At 40.3% G+C, this 16,582-nt stretch carries 15 protein-coding genes and 1 pseudogene; 6 read left to right on the top strand and 10 right to left on the bottom strand.

The window, feature by feature from the left end:
• Nucleotides 1–44: 44 nt before the first annotated feature.
• Complete coding sequence (locus GJB62_RS15140) at nt 45–3,299, bottom strand: ATP-binding protein (RefSeq protein ID WP_245245936.1); 3,255 nt, start codon at nt 3,297–3,299, stop codon at nt 45–47.
• Nucleotides 3,300–3,457: 158 nt separating this feature from the next.
• On the opposite strand from GJB62_RS15140, the gene GJB62_RS15145 reads away from it, so the two are divergent.
• Both GJB62_RS15145 and GJB62_RS15150 read left to right on the top strand, forming a co-directional pair.
• On the top strand, nt 3,458–3,766 hold the full coding sequence (locus tag GJB62_RS15145; RefSeq protein ID WP_114081800.1) for a transposase: 309 nt from the start codon (nt 3,458–3,460) through the stop codon (nt 3,764–3,766).
• Nucleotides 3,763–4,311, top strand: coding sequence for a transposase (locus GJB62_RS15150; RefSeq protein ID WP_114081801.1), 549 nt, complete (start codon nt 3,763–3,765; stop codon nt 4,309–4,311). Before GJB62_RS15145 ends, GJB62_RS15150 begins: the two co-directional genes overlap by 4 nt.
• A 50-nt stretch (nt 4,312–4,361) precedes the next feature.
• On the opposite strand, the pseudogene GJB62_RS15155 reads toward GJB62_RS15150, so the two are convergent.
• From GJB62_RS15155 to GJB62_RS15170, 4 genes and pseudogenes are all read right to left on the bottom strand, one after another.
• A pseudogene (locus GJB62_RS15155) lies at nt 4,362–5,300 on the bottom strand (AAA family ATPase); the annotation flags it as partial.
• 14 nt (nt 5,301–5,314) lie between these two features.
• Nucleotides 5,315–6,787: an IS66 family transposase gene (locus GJB62_RS15160; RefSeq protein WP_159402428.1), complete on the bottom strand. Its 1,473-nt coding sequence runs from the start codon at nt 6,785–6,787 to the stop codon at nt 5,315–5,317.
• 56 nt (nt 6,788–6,843) lie between these two features.
• Nucleotides 6,844–8,112, bottom strand: coding sequence for a carbamoylphosphate synthase large subunit (locus tag GJB62_RS15165; protein ID WP_114080578.1), 1,269 nt, complete (start codon nt 8,110–8,112; stop codon nt 6,844–6,846).
• Between the two features lie 195 nt (nt 8,113–8,307).
• Nucleotides 8,308–9,180: an isoaspartyl peptidase/L-asparaginase family protein gene (locus GJB62_RS15170; RefSeq protein WP_114080577.1), complete on the bottom strand. Its 873-nt coding sequence runs from the start codon at nt 9,178–9,180 to the stop codon at nt 8,308–8,310.
• Nucleotides 9,181–9,696: 516 nt separating this feature from the next.
• On the opposite strand from GJB62_RS15170, the gene GJB62_RS15175 reads away from it, so the two are divergent.
• Nucleotides 9,697–10,992, top strand: a complete 1,296-nt coding sequence (locus GJB62_RS15175; RefSeq protein ID WP_114080576.1) for a chloride channel protein — start codon at nt 9,697–9,699, stop codon at nt 10,990–10,992.
• A gap of 244 nt (nt 10,993–11,236) precedes the next feature.
• Here the strand turns inward: GJB62_RS15175 and GJB62_RS15180 are convergent, their stop codons facing one another.
• Nucleotides 11,237–11,692 carry a DUF2214 family protein gene (locus GJB62_RS15180; RefSeq protein ID WP_114080575.1) on the bottom strand — a complete coding sequence of 152 codons (456 nt, stop codon included), beginning with the start codon at nt 11,690–11,692 and terminating at the stop codon, nt 11,237–11,239.
• Between the two features lie 294 nt (nt 11,693–11,986).
• Here GJB62_RS15180 and GJB62_RS15185 point away from each other — a divergent pair, with 294 nt between their 5' ends.
• Nucleotides 11,987–12,145, top strand: coding sequence for a hypothetical protein (locus GJB62_RS15185; RefSeq protein ID WP_159402519.1), 159 nt, complete (start codon nt 11,987–11,989; stop codon nt 12,143–12,145).
• Nucleotides 12,114–12,377 (top strand): hypothetical protein, encoded by a 264-nt coding sequence (locus tag GJB62_RS15190; RefSeq protein ID WP_114080574.1) that lies wholly within the window; start codon nt 12,114–12,116, stop codon nt 12,375–12,377. The genes GJB62_RS15185 and GJB62_RS15190 overlap by 32 nt, the downstream gene beginning before the upstream one ends.
• Before the next feature lie 120 nt (nt 12,378–12,497).
• Here GJB62_RS15190 and GJB62_RS15195 read toward each other — a convergent pair whose 3' ends face one another.
• Complete coding sequence (locus GJB62_RS15195) at nt 12,498–13,436, bottom strand: ABC transporter permease (protein WP_114080573.1); 939 nt, start codon at nt 13,434–13,436, stop codon at nt 12,498–12,500.
• Between the two features lie 63 nt (nt 13,437–13,499).
• Nucleotides 13,500–14,477, bottom strand: a complete 978-nt coding sequence (locus tag GJB62_RS15200) for an ABC transporter permease (protein ID WP_245245937.1) — start codon at nt 14,475–14,477, stop codon at nt 13,500–13,502.
• A 318-nt stretch (nt 14,478–14,795) separates the two neighbouring features.
• Here GJB62_RS15200 and GJB62_RS15205 point away from each other — a divergent pair, with 318 nt between their 5' ends.
• Nucleotides 14,796–15,329, top strand: coding sequence for a dihydrofolate reductase family protein (locus GJB62_RS15205; protein ID WP_114080579.1), 534 nt, complete (start codon nt 14,796–14,798; stop codon nt 15,327–15,329).
• Between the two features lie 136 nt (nt 15,330–15,465).
• Here GJB62_RS15205 and trxA read toward each other — a convergent pair whose 3' ends face one another.
• Nucleotides 15,466–15,813, bottom strand: a complete 348-nt coding sequence (gene trxA, locus GJB62_RS15210; RefSeq protein ID WP_012411639.1) for a thioredoxin — start codon at nt 15,811–15,813, stop codon at nt 15,466–15,468.
• A 219-nt stretch (nt 15,814–16,032) separates the two neighbouring features.
• Nucleotides 16,033–16,359: a hypothetical protein gene (locus GJB62_RS15215; protein ID WP_114080572.1), complete on the bottom strand. Its 327-nt coding sequence runs from the start codon at nt 16,357–16,359 to the stop codon at nt 16,033–16,035.
• Nucleotides 16,360–16,582: the final 223 nt, after the last annotated feature.

The following is a 16,582-nucleotide window of genomic DNA, read 5'->3' on the forward strand; positions in this document are numbered from 1 at the left end:
CTCCCCTGCTTATCCGAACCGTATTGCTTCATATCTCCAACAATTTAACTTTGAGTTTGAGCCAGAATTGGTAAGCTAATGACAAATTCTGTTCCTTCACCTGGAGTAGAATTTACATTTAGATTGCCACTGTGTTTTTCTACAACAATAGAATGAGCGATCGCTAATCCTAATCCCGTTCCTTTACCAACACCTTTAGTAGTAAACAAATGCTCAAATATTTTTTCTTTGACTGACTCGCTCATCCCCACCCCATTATCAGCAATCTTTACTTCAACCTGTTGATATTTTAAGGAGGTGGTAATTGTAATTCGATTCGGATTAGCTTTAATATCCTCAAATGTCCGATCTGTATTTGATTCATCCAAGGCATCAATAGAATTCGCTAGGATATTCATAAATACTTGATTTAATTGCCCTGGAAAGCATTCAACTGGCGGCAAGTTACTGTAGTTAGTCACTACCTCAATTGCTGGACGATGTTCATTAGCTTTGAGACGATGTTTTAAAATTAGAATTGTACTATCAATCCCTTCGTGAATGTTAAATGGAACTTTGTAATCTCTATCGGCACGAGAAAAAGTTCGGAGGCTCGTACTAATATTTTCTAGCCTCTCACAGGCCATAGTCATCGAATCAATTATCTTGGGTAAGTCTTCTAATGTATAATCTAAATCAATTTCTTCAGCATGGTTGATGATTTCATCCCCCGGCTCGGAAAACTTTTCTTGATACAGTTTTAAGTGTTCAGAAATATCAAGAAATATGGGTTTTGCTTGTTTGAGACTGGCAGCAATAAAGCCCAAAGGATTATTCATTTCGTGAGCTACCCCAGCCACTAAGTTACCCAATGCAGACATTTTTTCGCTCTGGACGATTTGTAATTGAGCTTGTTGCAAATCTTCTAAAGCTTGCCCGGCTTGCTGATAAAGTTTGGCATTTTCTAAGGCAATTGCTGCTTGGGAAGATAGTAGGTTAATTACTTGTAAACGATTAGTAGTAAATACCCCTTGATTCAGTTGATTTTCTAGGTAGATAATCCCCACCAAATGACCTTGGTTAATAATGGGTGTACATAATACACTTTGAGGTTGATGTAGGAGCATATATTCCCCAATGACACCGGGAATATTTGTTTTGCAATTATCTATGATGACAGTTTCTTGAGTATTTTTAACGTAATTGATCAGTTTTATGGGAATATCTTGACAAGTGTCTAGTAGTTGTGAATCAAGAATGGTTTTGACATCAGTCTGAGAATTTGACTGTTGATCGATAAAGGTAATTGCCCGTACTTGCCAAATATCTTCTTGAGGAAGAATTAATACAGATGTTTTTGCACCTGAATTTTCTAGGATAATGCGGGTGAGGCTGCTGATGAGTACATCTAATTCGATACAACTAGAGATAGTTTGAGCGGCTTTGAGAATGCAGGTCAAATCTAGAGTATCAGAAATATTAGTACTGCTGGTAGCGCAAGTAGATATACTGCCAATAGTGGTTATGCTTTCTAAGGGATTAAAGTAGAATTCTTGCTGTTGCAAAATGGGTTTGAGTAATTTGGGATAGCGTTTTTCCAAATCATCAGTTTTGGCTTTTGCTCCCCAACGGGCATAGCAGTAATATGCCTGTTGCAGATATCCTTCTGCGGCTTTTTCTTTACCCCATTCTAGGTAAAATTTGGCAGCAAGCTCGTTAGCGATTGCTGTTTCCTGAATATAGTCATTGGCGATCGCTTCTTGGATAGCGATTTCATAATAATCTGCGGCTTGTACGCGATCGCCAGTTACACGAGCTTGTTCAGCCAAAACTAAATTGTACTTATGCTGATAATTGACTGGCGCATGATTTGCCCATTCTTGCATTTTTGCTTGGTTTTCAGCTACTTTCTGGAGATAAAGCTGTTGCTGTGCTTCATTTACCTGAGAACAAAGAGCTAACAAACTCAAAGATTGATAGAAATTTCGCAAAGGAACAATTAATAAGCCTGCTGCTCCCTGCTCATACTGCTCAAATTTTTGGGAATATTCCCAAGCAGGTTCGTATTCGCCAAAAAGATAAGCTAGAAGAGTTTTTGCTAGATAGACATAACAAATCCCATTAATATTGTTAGTTGCAATCAAAGTTGGTAACATCTCTTCTTCGTGAAAATGCTTACCAATTAAACAGCAGGGATTAACCACTTCTCCTTGTAAATTTAAAACTGTCTGCCGCCAAATATTTCCCCAAACTAGAGATACTTCTTGTTTAAGTTGCTGCATTAGGTCGCAATATTTATCTGCCTCCAGCACTGCATTTTCTAGGTTTTCTCCACTCCAAAAGAGAAACTGACTATAGCAATTAGCACAATAACCAACATATTCTAAATTTCCAGTTTCTAATCCACTTTGTAACCCATCTAAAAATAAACCTAACGTGGATTTAATTGAATCTTTCCAGTGTTTAATAAATAGGCTAAATGTGAGATAAACTCTACTTTTAAGTTCTTTATTTTGAAATTTATCTAAAAGTTGTATTGCCAGTTTACCAAAGCTATATCCATCTTCAATTGCACCAATACTGCACAAAAATAATCCATAGAGACTGTAAGCTACAGCAGCCTGTGGTGAGTTGCCAGATTGAATACAAATTTTGATCATTGTAAAAATCTTGATTGGCAGCAACATCGGTTTGGCTATATAAACCGGGGCAAATAAACCCGATAAAATGCGAAGTGCGACTAATTTTTTGGGATCGGTTATTTCTGGCATATCTGCCAATGCTGCAATTGATTGATGAACTAACATTTGTTGCAACTGGTCATATTCATCAAAAATCATTTGAGTGTTACCATCTTCAGGTAAGGTCAAATCTAGTAATTGGAGTGCTTCTCTACCTGTGGCTATTGCTTCAATGAATTTATTTTGCGCCGTATAAGACTGGATTTGAATCTCATAAGTACGAACTTTTTCTAATGGAGATTTGGCGTTTTTGAGGATAATATCTACTAATGATTTGGATGACTCAAAGTTTGTATTCAGATATTCTGCTTCAGCCGCAGATTCGTAAACAGCAAGGGTCAAATCGTAGCTACTTTGCCAAGCATTTATCGGTAATAGAAGCATTGCAACTTTTAAATATTCTACTGCTGTTGCATAAGCAGTTGAGTTTTTGGCTTTACAACCAGCTATTAGATTTAATCGGGCCAGATGTTCTCGTTCGCCAGGTTCTTCCAACAACTCCAATCCGTAATTGAATTGGTTAACGATCGCAAAAATGCCTTCCTCTTGCTGATGCAAAGGTGTATTTTCCAACAACAATCGACCAATTTGCAGGTGTGTTGACTGTTTTTGTGCTTCTGGAATCAGTGAATAAGCAGCTTGCTGGACGCGATCGTGTAAAAATTTATATAGAACCCATTTGACATCTTATGAGGTTTTGAATTAAGGTACTCCTCAGCATCAAAAATCCAATACTAATGGCGTATTCCAGCAACCTCACTGATGCAGAATGGGAAATTTTTGAACCCTTATTGCAAGAGATATTACCGACTAAGAAGCAGACTCGACCGACCAACTGGCCAAAGCGAGATATCTTCAATGGAATTCTCTATCAACTAAAAAATGGATGCAATTGGCAAGACTTACCTAAAGACTTCCCGCCTTATTCCACCGTATATTGGCACTACAAACAGTGGCGAGCAGCAGGGGTATTTGAGGAACTGATGAGTGTATTACATGGACAAGTCCGTGAACAGGTAAAAAAAAACCGCACTGGACGACGTTGATCATCATTGACTCCCAAGCAGTGAAAAATACCTGTAATGCCAGTGTGGAGTCGAAAGGTTTTTGTTTCTACAAAGCCACCAACGGTATTAAAAGGCATTTGGCTATTGACACCCTTGGGTTTCCCTTCTTTACGCACTGTACTCGCGCCAATGTCTCGGATGATGCCGGATTAATTGAGATGTTTACTCTCAACATCGACTACTTCAAGTCAAAACCTATCGATATTCCCAAGATCACTATCCTGCTAGATCATGGGTATCACCCAGAATACTTGACTCAGGAGTTAGAGCAGATTTACCCAGAGATCATGACCAAAATTCAGTTTCAACTTTCTACGAAACCCTCAAAACAAGAGAAAGCGGCACAAGAAAAATCTGGATTTGTTCCGGCAATAGCCAGATGGGTAATTGAACGCTCCAATGCTTGGATGGAGCGCTGTAAAATTCTGGTTAAGAACTTTGAACGAACCCTCGTTAGTGCCACTGCCAAACTCAATCTCTGTTTCATCAGGCTAATGATTAAGAGGCTTGCAGCACCTTCTTAGATGTCAAATGGGTTCTATACAACCATCCCAGAATGTTCTTGAGTAGCTGCTTGATTGTCTGAACCAACAAAAAACTTATAAACCTCACTTTGCGGCAAAATTAACCCTTCTTGCAAAGCCTTCCACAAACAATCTGCGGTTTCTACCTCCGATTGTTTGGAAACAATCGCTAATATTTTTAAATCGAATTGATTCCGAATACAAGCCGCTAGCTTCAATTGTTGTTGAGTTGCTTCTGGTAGTCTTCGTAATTGGAAGACCATAAACTCAACAACATCATCTGCTAAAGTTTGCTGATTTATTTGGGAAATATCACATTCCCAACATCCCTCTACAAAATTGAATTGAATTAGACGGTCTTGATGTAATGATTTGAGAATCTGAGTTGCAAAAAATGGATTGCCTTGAGCTTTACGATCGACCAATTGCGAAAGAGATAATGCCACATCCTCTGCACAATTTAACGTGTCTGCTACCAGTTGATTCAATTGTAATTGGTTTAGTGGTTTCAGGTTAAGGCTATTTACAGTTACACTTGTTTTACGAATTTCATCCAACATCACCATCAACGGATGTGCTGGAAATACTTCATTATCTCGATACGCACCAATTAACAATAAATATCCCTGGTTAGCTTCATTCGTTAATAACTGTATGAGTTTTAATGAAGCCGAATCTACCCACTGTAAGTCATCTAAAAATATTACTAAAGGATGGTCTTTAGTTGTAAATACTTGGAGAAATTTCTGAAATAATAAATTAAATCGGTTTTGGGCGGCGTTACCTGATAACTCTGGTGCAGGGGGCTGTTTGCCAATAATTCTTTCTAATTCAGGAATTACTTCAATGATTACTTGACCATCTTCACCTAATGCTTGAACAATTTTATTTTTCCATTCTTGTATTTTAATACTGCTTTCTGCTAGTAACTGCTCCATAAAATGACGGAAAGCTTGAACAAATGCCGAGAAAGGAATATTCCGATTAAAGTAAGGATTCAGGTCTAAACGAGAGGAATTAAAGAAGGGGTCTGCACAGAAGAGTTAACCATCGCTTTGATAGCTTGGTCAAAAAACTCAATTACAGAGCGTCCTTGACGGCGACAAGTTTGTATAACAGTCAATAAATTAGCAGTATCTTGGAATCGCTTCATAGAACGAGAACCACCACTGACTTTTCGTTTTGTGACTGCTAAACGTAATGTTCGTTCTGCTAAATTATTATCAGGGGGTATGTCCGGGTGGTCTAAGAAATACCACCATTGATGAGCTTTATTACGTAAGGAGCGTAAAAGTTTACCAGCTTCTCCTCCAGCTTTATCAATCCATGAATGAATGGAAGATTCAACTTTTATTTTAAACTCGGATGCCCAACTCCAGAACTCATCAATGTTTTTAGTTTGTTGGAAGAGAGCATAGTTTTTAAAACCTTCATCTATCAGGCTGACAAATGCTGACCCAATCTCTTTGTTATTCAAGCCAGGAATTAAGATGAGTTTCTTGAAGTGACGGCGTAAATGCGCCTGACATTTCTGTTGGGCTTTCACCGGATAACCGTTATAAGCACTAAAGTCATCAGAACTGAGTACACCAGAGTAACTTGAACCCAAAATTGCCTCTAATTCGGCGCGAGAACGAGTATCAGCCGCATGAAATAAAGCGAAATCGGTATTGGCAAAAATCCATAACCATTCTTTTACCCCTTTGATTACCCAAGGTGTTTCATCCGAATGGATATTCGGCTGGGTTTGTTTTATCCACTCTTTAAGGTTGTCAATACTTTGAGCTACGGCACCATCTATTCGTTCATTTGTGGCTACTAAAGTCCCGACTCCAATTTCTATTTCACCCAGTTCCCACAACAATTCTTGTTGTTTCTCGTATGGTAAATGCCCGTAATTATTTATCCATCCCAAGAAAGCTTGCAGTCTGATTCCTATATCTTGTCCCGGTACTATTTCTGGCGACCAGTCTGCTGTTTGTTTTGACCCACACTCGCTGCAAATACAGGTATGTCTTTGATATTCTACGATTTCGATAGGTCTTTCTACCAACTGTGCTACTTGCTGGGTTTCTATTTTTATTGGTTCGTTACTGAATTCCTTTTGACCACAACAAAAACACACTTGCGGTCTTAATATCTCAAACCTATCTACTCTCCCAAAACCCTTTCTCGTTTTTCCCCGATGTCCTGGCTGTCCTCCTGGTTTCCGTTTTGGCGTTTCACTCTCCCCTGCTTCATCTTCAAGTTTTTTCTCGGTTTTTTTGAGGATGTCTGCCGACGGTGGTTTTGATGATGTTGTGCTGTCTAAGTCTCTACTAACTTTGAGTTTCTCTATTACAGATTCTAGTTCTATTACTCTGGATTTTAGCTGTTCTATAGCTTTTGCCTGCTCCATAAGCATCTCTACCAGTTGCTCTTTCTCCAACTGTTTTAGGGTTTCAGTGTCTAGTTTTAGTGGCAGGTTTTTTTCCATAATTGCTATATTCTGCTTCCCCTACCACACTTGTCAATACCCCAGCACCTGAATCCTTACAGTAATTGTAATCCCTTAGTCTGTAATTGCTGCTCGATATACTGCATTTGTTCGATAGTTTCTCCAGTAACGATCGCATAAAGTTCAGTGTAGATTTTTCCGTATTTAGCCTTCTCTAAAGCCGATAAAATAATCAAGTCTTTGCGATCTAATTCTGGTTTCAAGGTTATGAGAATTGATTCTAATGTCCCCTCCATTCGGTAGCTACTGGAGTATTTAGCTACTTCTTTTCCCAGTCGCAATAGAGTATGACGCTGCAAGCACAACGGAGTAGAACCATTAACTCGGAAATTGGCATCGATCGCGTAAAATTGTCCGTCTTGATTTTCCAGCACATCAAAGCCAATCACACCGAAATACCCCTGTTTGTGGGCATAATCACCAACGTTGGCAATCATTTCAAAGAACTTGCTCATGTCAGTTTTGCCGTAGTCAATAATTCCTCCTAAATAGTTGCCTTCTGGAGTGACGAGTTGTCCGGTAGTGCCAATGAGAGTTATCTCCCCGGCTTTGTTGACATAGAACTGTACGCAGTAATTCTGCACTTCATTCTTGACGAACTCTGAGACAATAATCGTATCAAGCAACTTAATATCAAGATATTTCTTAATTTCTTCAAGGCAGTAGTTTAGATCGCTGGGACTTTTGATGATATAAGTGCCTTCTCCTGAGAGCCCGTGGGACGTTTTAATTAAGTAGGGAAATTGTGGTAACTGAATGTCTGCGATATTGACTTGTTGCAGATTGTAGCTCTTATATTTTGGACATTGCACCCCTAGTTCTTCTAGCGTTACTTTGCTGAGTAAACGGTAATGGGTGTCTGAAGCAACAGCGTGTTTTTCAGGTTTTAGACAATCAAAAGGAAATAGAGTGATGAGTTTATCAAAGCGTTCGCTGTGGCTGAGATCGTCTAGATAAGTCGAGCAATCCATCATCTCAATATTGGAGTGCTTGAATCCCAAATGCTCTTGCCAGTATTCAAGTAGGGCCTTTGGTGGCGGAATAATCACAATTCCGGGAATGCGATCGCCTAAGACAGCCAGATTTTTCCAAGGTTCTTTCTGACAAATCTTGTCGAAGGAGGTTTTGCTGGCTTCACTACTACCATCTTGAATAAAATATTGTTTCCGGTTGGGATAAGCAGCCCAACTCGCAGTTGCAGGGTAATTTAAGATAAATCCATAAGATCCATCTATGATATCTTGAGCAAACAGATCAGAAAGAGTACTCCCTTGAAAATAATGAAAGTTATATTTTGAGTTCATCTACTCCTCCGATAAACCACATCTATAAAGGGATGCGGTTGTTTATAAAAAATGAGTCTCCTGCATTTCCAAGTAACACTAACTTGAAAAAACAAGCCTATATATTCAAACTTGAAAACTCAGATTGAATTTTGTTTTATTAAGTACGCATAAACTTAGCGTAGTGGGGCATAGACTATTACGAATTGGTATGAGTTATTTCTTGGTAAAGGCAGCCACCTTGTCTTGTCCTGCCGTCATATAAGCACAAGCCATGTGTGATGAGTTATACGCCCAGCCAACACGTCCTTGACGGTCTATGAGGATGCACCCAGCTTCACCTTTAACCTTAGAAACCAGAGCATCGATTGCCATCTGTGCTGCTTCATCTGGGTGTCTGTCTCCAGTCAAAAAATCGATCGCAGTTTTAGCCAAAACCACCGGGATAATCGACTCGCCATCACCTGTTGTTGAGCAACCGCCGAATTTATTATCAGCGTACAAGCCACAGCCAACGATCGCAGTGTCACCGACGCGACCTTGTTGCTGCTTCGTAGTACCGCCAGTTGAAGTACCAGCAGCCAAGATACCGCTAGTATCCAAAGCTACGCAACCTATGGTGTTGGGGCGATCAATCACTTCTTGATCTTCCTTCCACTGCTGCCATTGCTCCTCAGCTATTAAGTCTTCTTTTTTACACATTTCGGCACCGCAATCTCTAGCGAAGCGTTCTCCACCCCGCGCTACTAGCAGCCTGGGTTTTTCATCCATAATTTTTCGGGCAACCGAGATTGGATGACGTACACCCTGAACTGCTGCGATCGCTCCCCAACTTAAAGAGCCTTCCATAATCGCCGCGTCTAACTCCACTTCTCCGTCACTGTTGAGAGTTGCGCCAAGACCAGCGTTAAATGTCGGGTCAGCTTCCAAAACACGGGTAGCTGCTTCAACAGCTTCTACGGCAGTACCTCCACTGATTAGCACTGCCCAACCAGCTTCTACTGCTGCTGTACAGCCTGCATTGTTAGCTGCAACTTTGTCGTCTGTGATGGTTTTTGCTCCACCGTGGACAATGATGGTCGGTGTCATATAATTTCTTCCTGTTAGTATGAATTTTGTGGGACTGCAATCGCCTTCACGGGTTCGTCAATTAGTTGCAGCGATCGCAGGTGGTTCTGATTTAACTTGAGTAGCAACACAACGGATTCCCTGAACATTGCCATAAACTTTTTGCATAAAACTAACAATTTACAGTTTAGTTTTCAGATATCTATATTGTTATTTTTGTATTTTTTAATTTTGATTGAATCTACCAAGAGAAATAAGCAACTTAGCTAGATAATTATCTCAAAAGGAAGCTTTTCTAAAATGATTTATAGACCAATGAAGTATCAACCATGAAATTCTAAACATATAATGTTGCGCTGTGTGACGTAAAGCGTCTTGCCGCAGACGTATAGAGAACGCAGAGAGAAGGAAAAAATAAAAATTGCTTAAGTGAACTGTATGGCTTTATAGAGCCAAGATGATTCAGTGAACTAAATAGCATTTACGATAAAAAACGTAATATTCCATATTCTTCGTTTCACAAATAGGAAATAAACAGTGTTACCAAAAAAGACCACCGCTAGCAATCAAACTCAACGCTGGACATTTGCTCAACTTTTTGGACTGGTAAAACGTAATCCCCTGATGATTTCGCAGTGGGTGATCCTTTGGGTAGCTGTAGGTACTGCTGGTGGTCTATTCGCTGCGTTTTACTGGAATGTTTTAGAATTTTTAACTCACCATCTGCAACGATTTGAAGGTTTTAGCCTCCTGATAGTGATGCCACTCGCTGGTTTAGTTATCGGACTGGTGATTCATTTTCTGGGAAATCCCGGTGAAATCGCCGTAATTGTTGATAATATCCATTTTCGTGGCGGACGCTTAGATGTTCGCAAAAATCCCTCAATGATTCTTGCTTCTTTAATCAGCATATCGGCAGGCGGTAGTGCTGGGCCAGAAGCGCCACTAGTACAAGTAACAGGTTCTTTCGGTACTTGGGTTGCCGATCGCCTAAAACTCCAGGGTGAAGACCTCAGAACTTTGAGTTTAGCGGCGATGGCGGCTGGCTTCACAGCTTTGTTTGGCGCACCTCTTGGCGGTGCAATGTTCGCGTTGGAGATTTTGCACCATGAACATATTGTGGAATATTACGAAGCTTTGATGCCAGCCATTGTTTCAAGTTGCGCGAGTTATCTGGTATTTGCAGCAATTACACATTTGGGAATTGCACCCACTTGGCATTTTCCCCAGTACCACCTAGAAAAAATTGATGATTTTGCGATCGCGATCGTATTCGGAATCATTGGGGCGGTGGCGGGATGGATTTTTATGAGCATTTTTCGGGGCTGCGATTACTTGTTTGCTCGAATTCCTGGCCCCATTTATGTACGCACAACATTAGCAGGATTTGGGCTTGGCACTTTAGCAGCTTTATTACCCCTAACCCGTTATTTTGGACATGAAGAATTAGAGCCAGTCCTCACTACTAACTTTGGTGCTATTTTTCTCTTAACTCTTGCTCTTGGTAAAATGGCAGCCATTAGCATTACGGTAACAGGTGGGTGGCGCGGTGGATTCATCATCCCCCTGTTTTTCACTGGTGCTTGTATTGGTAAAGCAGTAGCAGTGTTAATTCCGGGGCTTAATCCCGCTCTTGCCATGATTTGTACAATGGCGGCCGTCAATGCAGCCGTAACGCGTACACCTATAAGTACAACTCTGCTGCTGTCAAAATTGACTAACTTAAGTCCTTTTACACCAATCCTTTTTGCCAGTTTAATTGGATTTTTTCTCTCGCCCAAAGTTCCTCTGATTGCATCTCAACTGAAGTCCCGGAGAGAAGCTACTGAATGAAAAGGTAGGTCGGCGAAATTAAAGCTAACTGGCTAAGGCTGTCATTTGTCCTTTGTCATTGGTCATTCGTAAGGATTTTAAGCCTACTTAGTTTTTTCACGCTAACTTACTTACCTGCAAAAGTGCGATCGCCTTTTGATTTTCCTCGTGAACGCTTGATTTTTAGGATGGCGATCGCTTCTTGTGTGTAACTTCGATTCTTTTGTTTACCAAAACTGTATTACTGACCCAGGAGTAATTTAGCCTAGTTTATACCTATTCCTCTTGCCATTATTGCTGCTAATAAAGGAATTAGGGTAAAACCAACCAATTCAATTCTAATGAGCCAGATGAGACGATTTAGTTTTAGGAATTCTAGCTTGGGTGCTTGCCCCTGTTGCAGACTTTTCACCCAACCAATGAAAGAAATAGTGGGATAGAGAGATAGCAAACCCACCACGATGAAAACCACAACTTTGGCGTAAAAAACTGGGTTGCTTAAATAGTAATCCGCGCCTTTACCAAAGTAGATAACACGCAAAATGCCTGTGACAAGAACGACAGTTGCTGATATGCCATATACTGCATCAGCTATGACAATCTTCCAAGCCTCATTTAAACTCAATTCTTTTTTTAAATTCAATGCTTCTGATACCAGAGCGCCAAAACACAACATGAAGCTTAAATAATGTAAGTACGCAACTATGGCACTTATCCACATATTATTTTTAGTTTTTGCTAGTTTACCAAAAAGGGGAAAAGAGGAAAGGGTAAGGGGGAAAGGAAAGGATAAAGAACTTTTCCCCACCAGAGACTTCTTGGCATTTGTGGGGAAAGGGGAAAGGAATAAAATTTCCCCTTTCCCTTTATTCCCCTTACCCTTTACCCTTTCCCCTTTCCCCCTTTCCCTTTCTTCATTGTTTTGATATTGCTTTTGATGCGAAAACTTTCATCATCAAGCTCAAATTAGCACTAAGACAACTAGCTAAAAAGTGACCAATAATTCAGATTTTCATTGACTACGAACCCACAATCATTAACAGGGGTTGTTACTGCATTCCCTGGTGATTCCAGCTTTGACTTGCAAAAATTGGCTGGCATCGGCTTTGTTGTGGCTAACGTTAAAAAGTTTGATGGTGTAGATGAATATAGGAATAATCGAGTCTTACTGTAACGGGTTTTTAGAAATTGTACCAGAGAGCGATTATTGGCAGATTGTAGCTATACACATCAATGGCCACGCCTACTGCCCTACTCCTCGGCTTTATCGTTCAGAAAAAGTAGCATTGGCAAAAGCTGCACAAATTTATGATTGGCTAGCTGATCGCGAAGGAGAAATTAGTGATGGGGCTTGTAATTGTTCTGAGTTGAAACTCATCTTATGGAAGCAAATGAAAGTATCTTAATTACCCTTGCGATCCAGAATTTCACTTTACAGCAGTTTTCATGTATTTGAACCACATCCGTCGTAGCGCAAGGCCTTGCGCCCCTACCGTATGGTCTATTTACCTGAAAATTTCTGTAAATTAGTCTGGGTGGCGATTTTCTCCAAAGTAGGGAGTACCTAAAGCTTTAGGAGGTGTAGATTTTCCCACTAATCCCACCAATGCCAATAAAGCGATCACATAAGGTAGCATGACTAAAAATTGGTAAGGGATATTTGCCCCTAATGCCTGAATTCGCAGTTGTAAAGCTTCTGTAGCCCCAAATAGCAAACAAGCCAAAGCACTACCTACAGGATGCCATCTGCCAAAAATTAATGCTGCGATCGCAATAAATCCTTTACCAGCACTCATCCCCTCGGCAAAAAATCTTACCTGTACCAGAGTTAAATAAGCACCTCCTAAACTCGCAAGACAGCCACTAATTACCACTGCGATATAACGGATAGTTTGTACCGAAATTCCAGCCGTGTCAGCAGCTTTCGGAGATTCACCCACTGCCCGCAATGTCAGCCCAAAGCTAGTTTTAAATAAAAGGTATGTAGTTAAAATAACTAAGATAAATAATAAATATACTAAAAAATCTGACTGAAATAGTAGCGGCCCGATTAGGGGAATATTGGCTAAACCAGGAATAATAATTGTCCCAATTCCAGGTAACTGCTGTGTACTACTGCCACTAAACACTAACCGGGCTAAAAACGATGTTAATCCAGCAGCGACGAGATTAATTGCTAGCCCAGATACCAATTGATCGACACGCAAAGTTACACACAAAACAGCATGGAGTAGTCCGACTAATCCCCCAGCAATCAAGGATGCAAGGATACCAAGCCAGGGATTGCCTGTGTAGAAAGTAGCCGCAGCACTGGTAAAAGCGCCTGTAAGCAACATCCCTTCTAAGGCGATATTTAACACGCCCGAACGTTCCGAGTACAATCCTCCAAGGGCTGCAAATGCTAGGGGGACGGCTAGACGTAAGGTAGCTATTAAGTAATCAGAGAAGAAGTTGAGATTATTCATGGAGTTATTTTTTAACGCAGAGGTTCGCAGAGGGAAGCGCAAAGTTTCGCAGAGTTTTCTGAGTTAAACTTTTGCGTCCCTTTGCGTTTTTACTCTTATTTCTCTTTCGACTGCGAAACTGATAGCAATAAATAACACCATAAACCCCTGAATCGCGTAAACCACAGTTACCGGCACGCCTGCACTACGCTGCATTACATTTGCACCACTGCGAAGGGCTGCAAAAAATAAAGAAGTTAAGACTACACCGACAACGCTACCACGACTTAAAAAAGCGATCGCAATGGCATCAAATCCATAACCTGGGGAAACTTGTTCAAATAGCCGATATTTTAACCCCATCACTTCACAACTCCCAGCTAACCCAGCTAAACCACCCGCAGCAGCCATCACCAGCATAATTGTATGTTCAACAGAGATGTGGGCATAACGGGCGGCAATGGGGTTAAATCCCACTGCCGTAATTTGATAACCTAGTGGCGATCGCACTAACAATACCCATAAAATACCTGCGGCAATTAAACCGAATAAAATCCCAGCATGGGCAAGGCTTTGCGGTAAGATAATCGGCAATTGGGCTGTTTTGGCAATTAATGGCGAATAAGGGCTAGGCGCACCTGTTGCCATTAATGGATTTTGGACGAGGTAGCTAACTAAATTCACTGCAATATAGTTGAGCAACAATGTAGTAATTACCTCATTCACTCCGCGTATAGCTTTGAGATAACCAGGAATCCAACCCCAAACTGCACCAAAAAGAAATCCTGCTAAAAGTGCTAAGGGGATATGAATCACCGCAGGTAATCCTTGCACGTATAACCCAATTAAAGTACTTCCCAACGCACCCAGATAAATTTGTCCTTCTCCACCGATATTAAATTGCCCAGCCCGCAATGCCACTAACACGCCTAAACTGGTGAATAATAGCGGTGTCATTTTGGTGAGGGCTCTGTCGATATTAATTCCAGGAGTCATGCAGCAGGCAACTACTGTTTTCTTGTGGACATCTAATCCCGCACAGTGAGTGTAGGTGACTTCCATCTTTCACCTCCATTAATGTTGTCACAGATGGCGTGATGTCCTTTCAAAAATGATTCTGCCTTACGTGTTTCCCACTCAGATTTGGGATATCACATTTCCTTGTGCCACTGGACATCTCGGTCTGTCTCTTGCTCAGGCTCACAGCACTACTGTCATTCCGACCTTTGTACCAACTACTTGAGCAAAATCTATCACATTTTCATTGTTTCTTGTGAGCGCAGCTCATGGAGTCTCTTGCAAAAGTTTTTTGTGATACAATCAGAAATTTACCAATTTGCGATTAAGACTTTAATTAGCAGTGAAATTTTGGAGAGCCAAATGACGAAAGTTACACTCTATATTGCAGCTAGTTTGGATGGTTATATTGCTCGCAGCGATGGCGGAATTGATTGGCTATCAATCCTTGATATAGAGGGAGAAGACTACGGTTATGCTGCTTTCTACGAATCCATTGATGCTATTGTTTTAGGCAGCAATACTTATGAAGTAGGGCTGGGTTTTGATGAATGGCCTTATCCGGGGAAGAAATCATTTGTTTTCACCAAACGCCATCTCCAATCTGACCGCGAGGACGTTGTATTTGTTTCTGATACAGTCAAGAACGCCTTGGCAAATATAGAGGCTCAAGGTTTTAAAAATATCTGGCTAGTTGGTGGCGGAGCATTAATCAATTCATTTCTTCAGCACAGCTTGATTGATGAATATATTATTTCAACTATTCCAACTATCTTAGGTAGCGGTATACAGCTTTTCCCACCGCCAACCCCTGAAGAAAAATTGGAACTGATTAACTCAAAACAATATTCTAGTGGTTTACTGCAATCATATTATAGGCGAAAAGGGAAGCTTTAAAAATCTATAATTCATAATTATGCTTCAAGTGGTGATAAGTCCGATACTCAAAACTTCGGGAAATTTAAACACCACCTGAAGCGTCAATACCGTTATTAAATATCCGGTAAAAAGCCTTGTTAATTACGAATTAAGTTTAAACAACCTCAAGAAGCTTCTGAACAGCTTCGCTAAACTGCTCGTAAGGAGAAACTCCCACAATGGTTTCTGCTAAAATGCCATCTTTGAAAATTAAAACTGCTGGAATACTGCGAAGACCGAATTTTTTGAAAATCGGCTTATTCCTATCAACGTCTACCTTAACAACTTTGGCGCGGCCTTTGTATTCTTCAGCAAGTTGCTCCATCAAAGGACTGACCAACCGACAGGGGCCACACCAAGTAGCAGTAAAATCAACAACAACAACTTTCTCTTCACTTCCATTTAAAACAACATCAAATTCACTTTCTTCAAGATAAGCAACTATCTGAGTATCAGCAGACATTTTTTAATTCCTTACTATTAAACTAAAATTGCAGCAAAAATCTCACTATACAAACTATACCTTCTTCTGTCCGTCAGGTTCACCAGCCACCTGTATTGGCACCCTGCTACTGAGCAAAAGTCAGTAGCAGGGATTTAATAATCTTACATTTGGTGCGTAGGCGTAGCCCGTCGTAGAAATCGCACCTACCAACCTACCTAATCCAAAAACCTCACACCTTCAGGATGTAGAAGATGTAGAAGCATCATCTCGATCAAACAGTTCTAACAACCCAATAGTGCCTACAAAAAAAGTATAAGTGGCATATTGTATTGGCATCTTTTTTCTTGAAGGTGCATAAAAAGCTGCTATAATACCTTCGATAAAATGGCACGTCATGGCAAAACGCTCAATCCAAAAAATTGGATTAAGGCTGCTGGGAATATTACTATTAGTTATTAATGCATAAATATGCCATGATTCTAATCCAATTGCGCTGGATATAAGAACTGTAGATATAATTTTTACCATTGCAAAAAATTTTCTTTTTATAAGTTTTAAGTTCATGCTATTCACAAAACAATCGTTGAAAATTCTCTACAAGACTCGATGAAGTAACAGATAAGTTTATCTGTGATAACCTACGCAAAAAATATCTCAAACTCTTATTTCTCGGTGTTCTCTGTGCCTAGCTTTTCTGTTACTCATGCATAAATCTTATGTGTGTCATCTAAAATTCACCTTAAGTCAACCAATCTTATATCATGATTTACATTTTTGTAAAAGCCCC

This window comes from Nostoc sp. ATCC 53789 (assembly GCF_009873495.1).
Taxonomy (GTDB): Bacteria; Cyanobacteriota; Cyanobacteriia; order Cyanobacteriales; family Nostocaceae; genus Nostoc; species Nostoc muscorum_A.

Coding starts and splice junctions, on each gene's coding strand:
- GJB62_RS15160 (WP_159402428.1), bottom strand. CDS start 6,787: ATGGAAAAAAACCTGCCACTAAAACTAGACACTGAAACCCTAAAACAG.
- GJB62_RS15170 (WP_114080577.1), bottom strand. CDS start 9,180: ATGACACCGACCATCATTGTCCACGGTGGAGCAAAAACCATCACAGAC.
- GJB62_RS15180 (WP_114080575.1), bottom strand. CDS start 11,692: ATGTGGATAAGTGCCATAGTTGCGTACTTACATTATTTAAGCTTCATG.
- GJB62_RS15195 (WP_114080573.1), bottom strand. CDS start 13,436: ATGAATAATCTCAACTTCTTCTCTGATTACTTAATAGCTACCTTACGT.
- trxA (WP_012411639.1), bottom strand. CDS start 15,813: ATGTCTGCTGATACTCAGATAGTTGCTTATCTTGAAGAAAGTGAATTT.
- GJB62_RS15190 (WP_114080574.1), top strand. CDS start 12,114: ATGAATATAGGAATAATCGAGTCTTACTGTAACGGGTTTTTAGAAATT.
- GJB62_RS15145 (WP_114081800.1), top strand. CDS start 3,458: ATGGCGTATTCCAGCAACCTCACTGATGCAGAATGGGAAATTTTTGAA.
- GJB62_RS15205 (WP_114080579.1), top strand. CDS start 14,796: ATGACGAAAGTTACACTCTATATTGCAGCTAGTTTGGATGGTTATATT.
- GJB62_RS15215 (WP_114080572.1), bottom strand. CDS start 16,359: ATGAACTTAAAACTTATAAAAAGAAAATTTTTTGCAATGGTAAAAATT.
- GJB62_RS15200 (WP_245245937.1), bottom strand. CDS start 14,477: ATGGAAGTCACCTACACTCACTGTGCGGGATTAGATGTCCACAAGAAA.
- GJB62_RS15165 (WP_114080578.1), bottom strand. CDS start 8,112: ATGAACTCAAAATATAACTTTCATTATTTTCAAGGGAGTACTCTTTCT.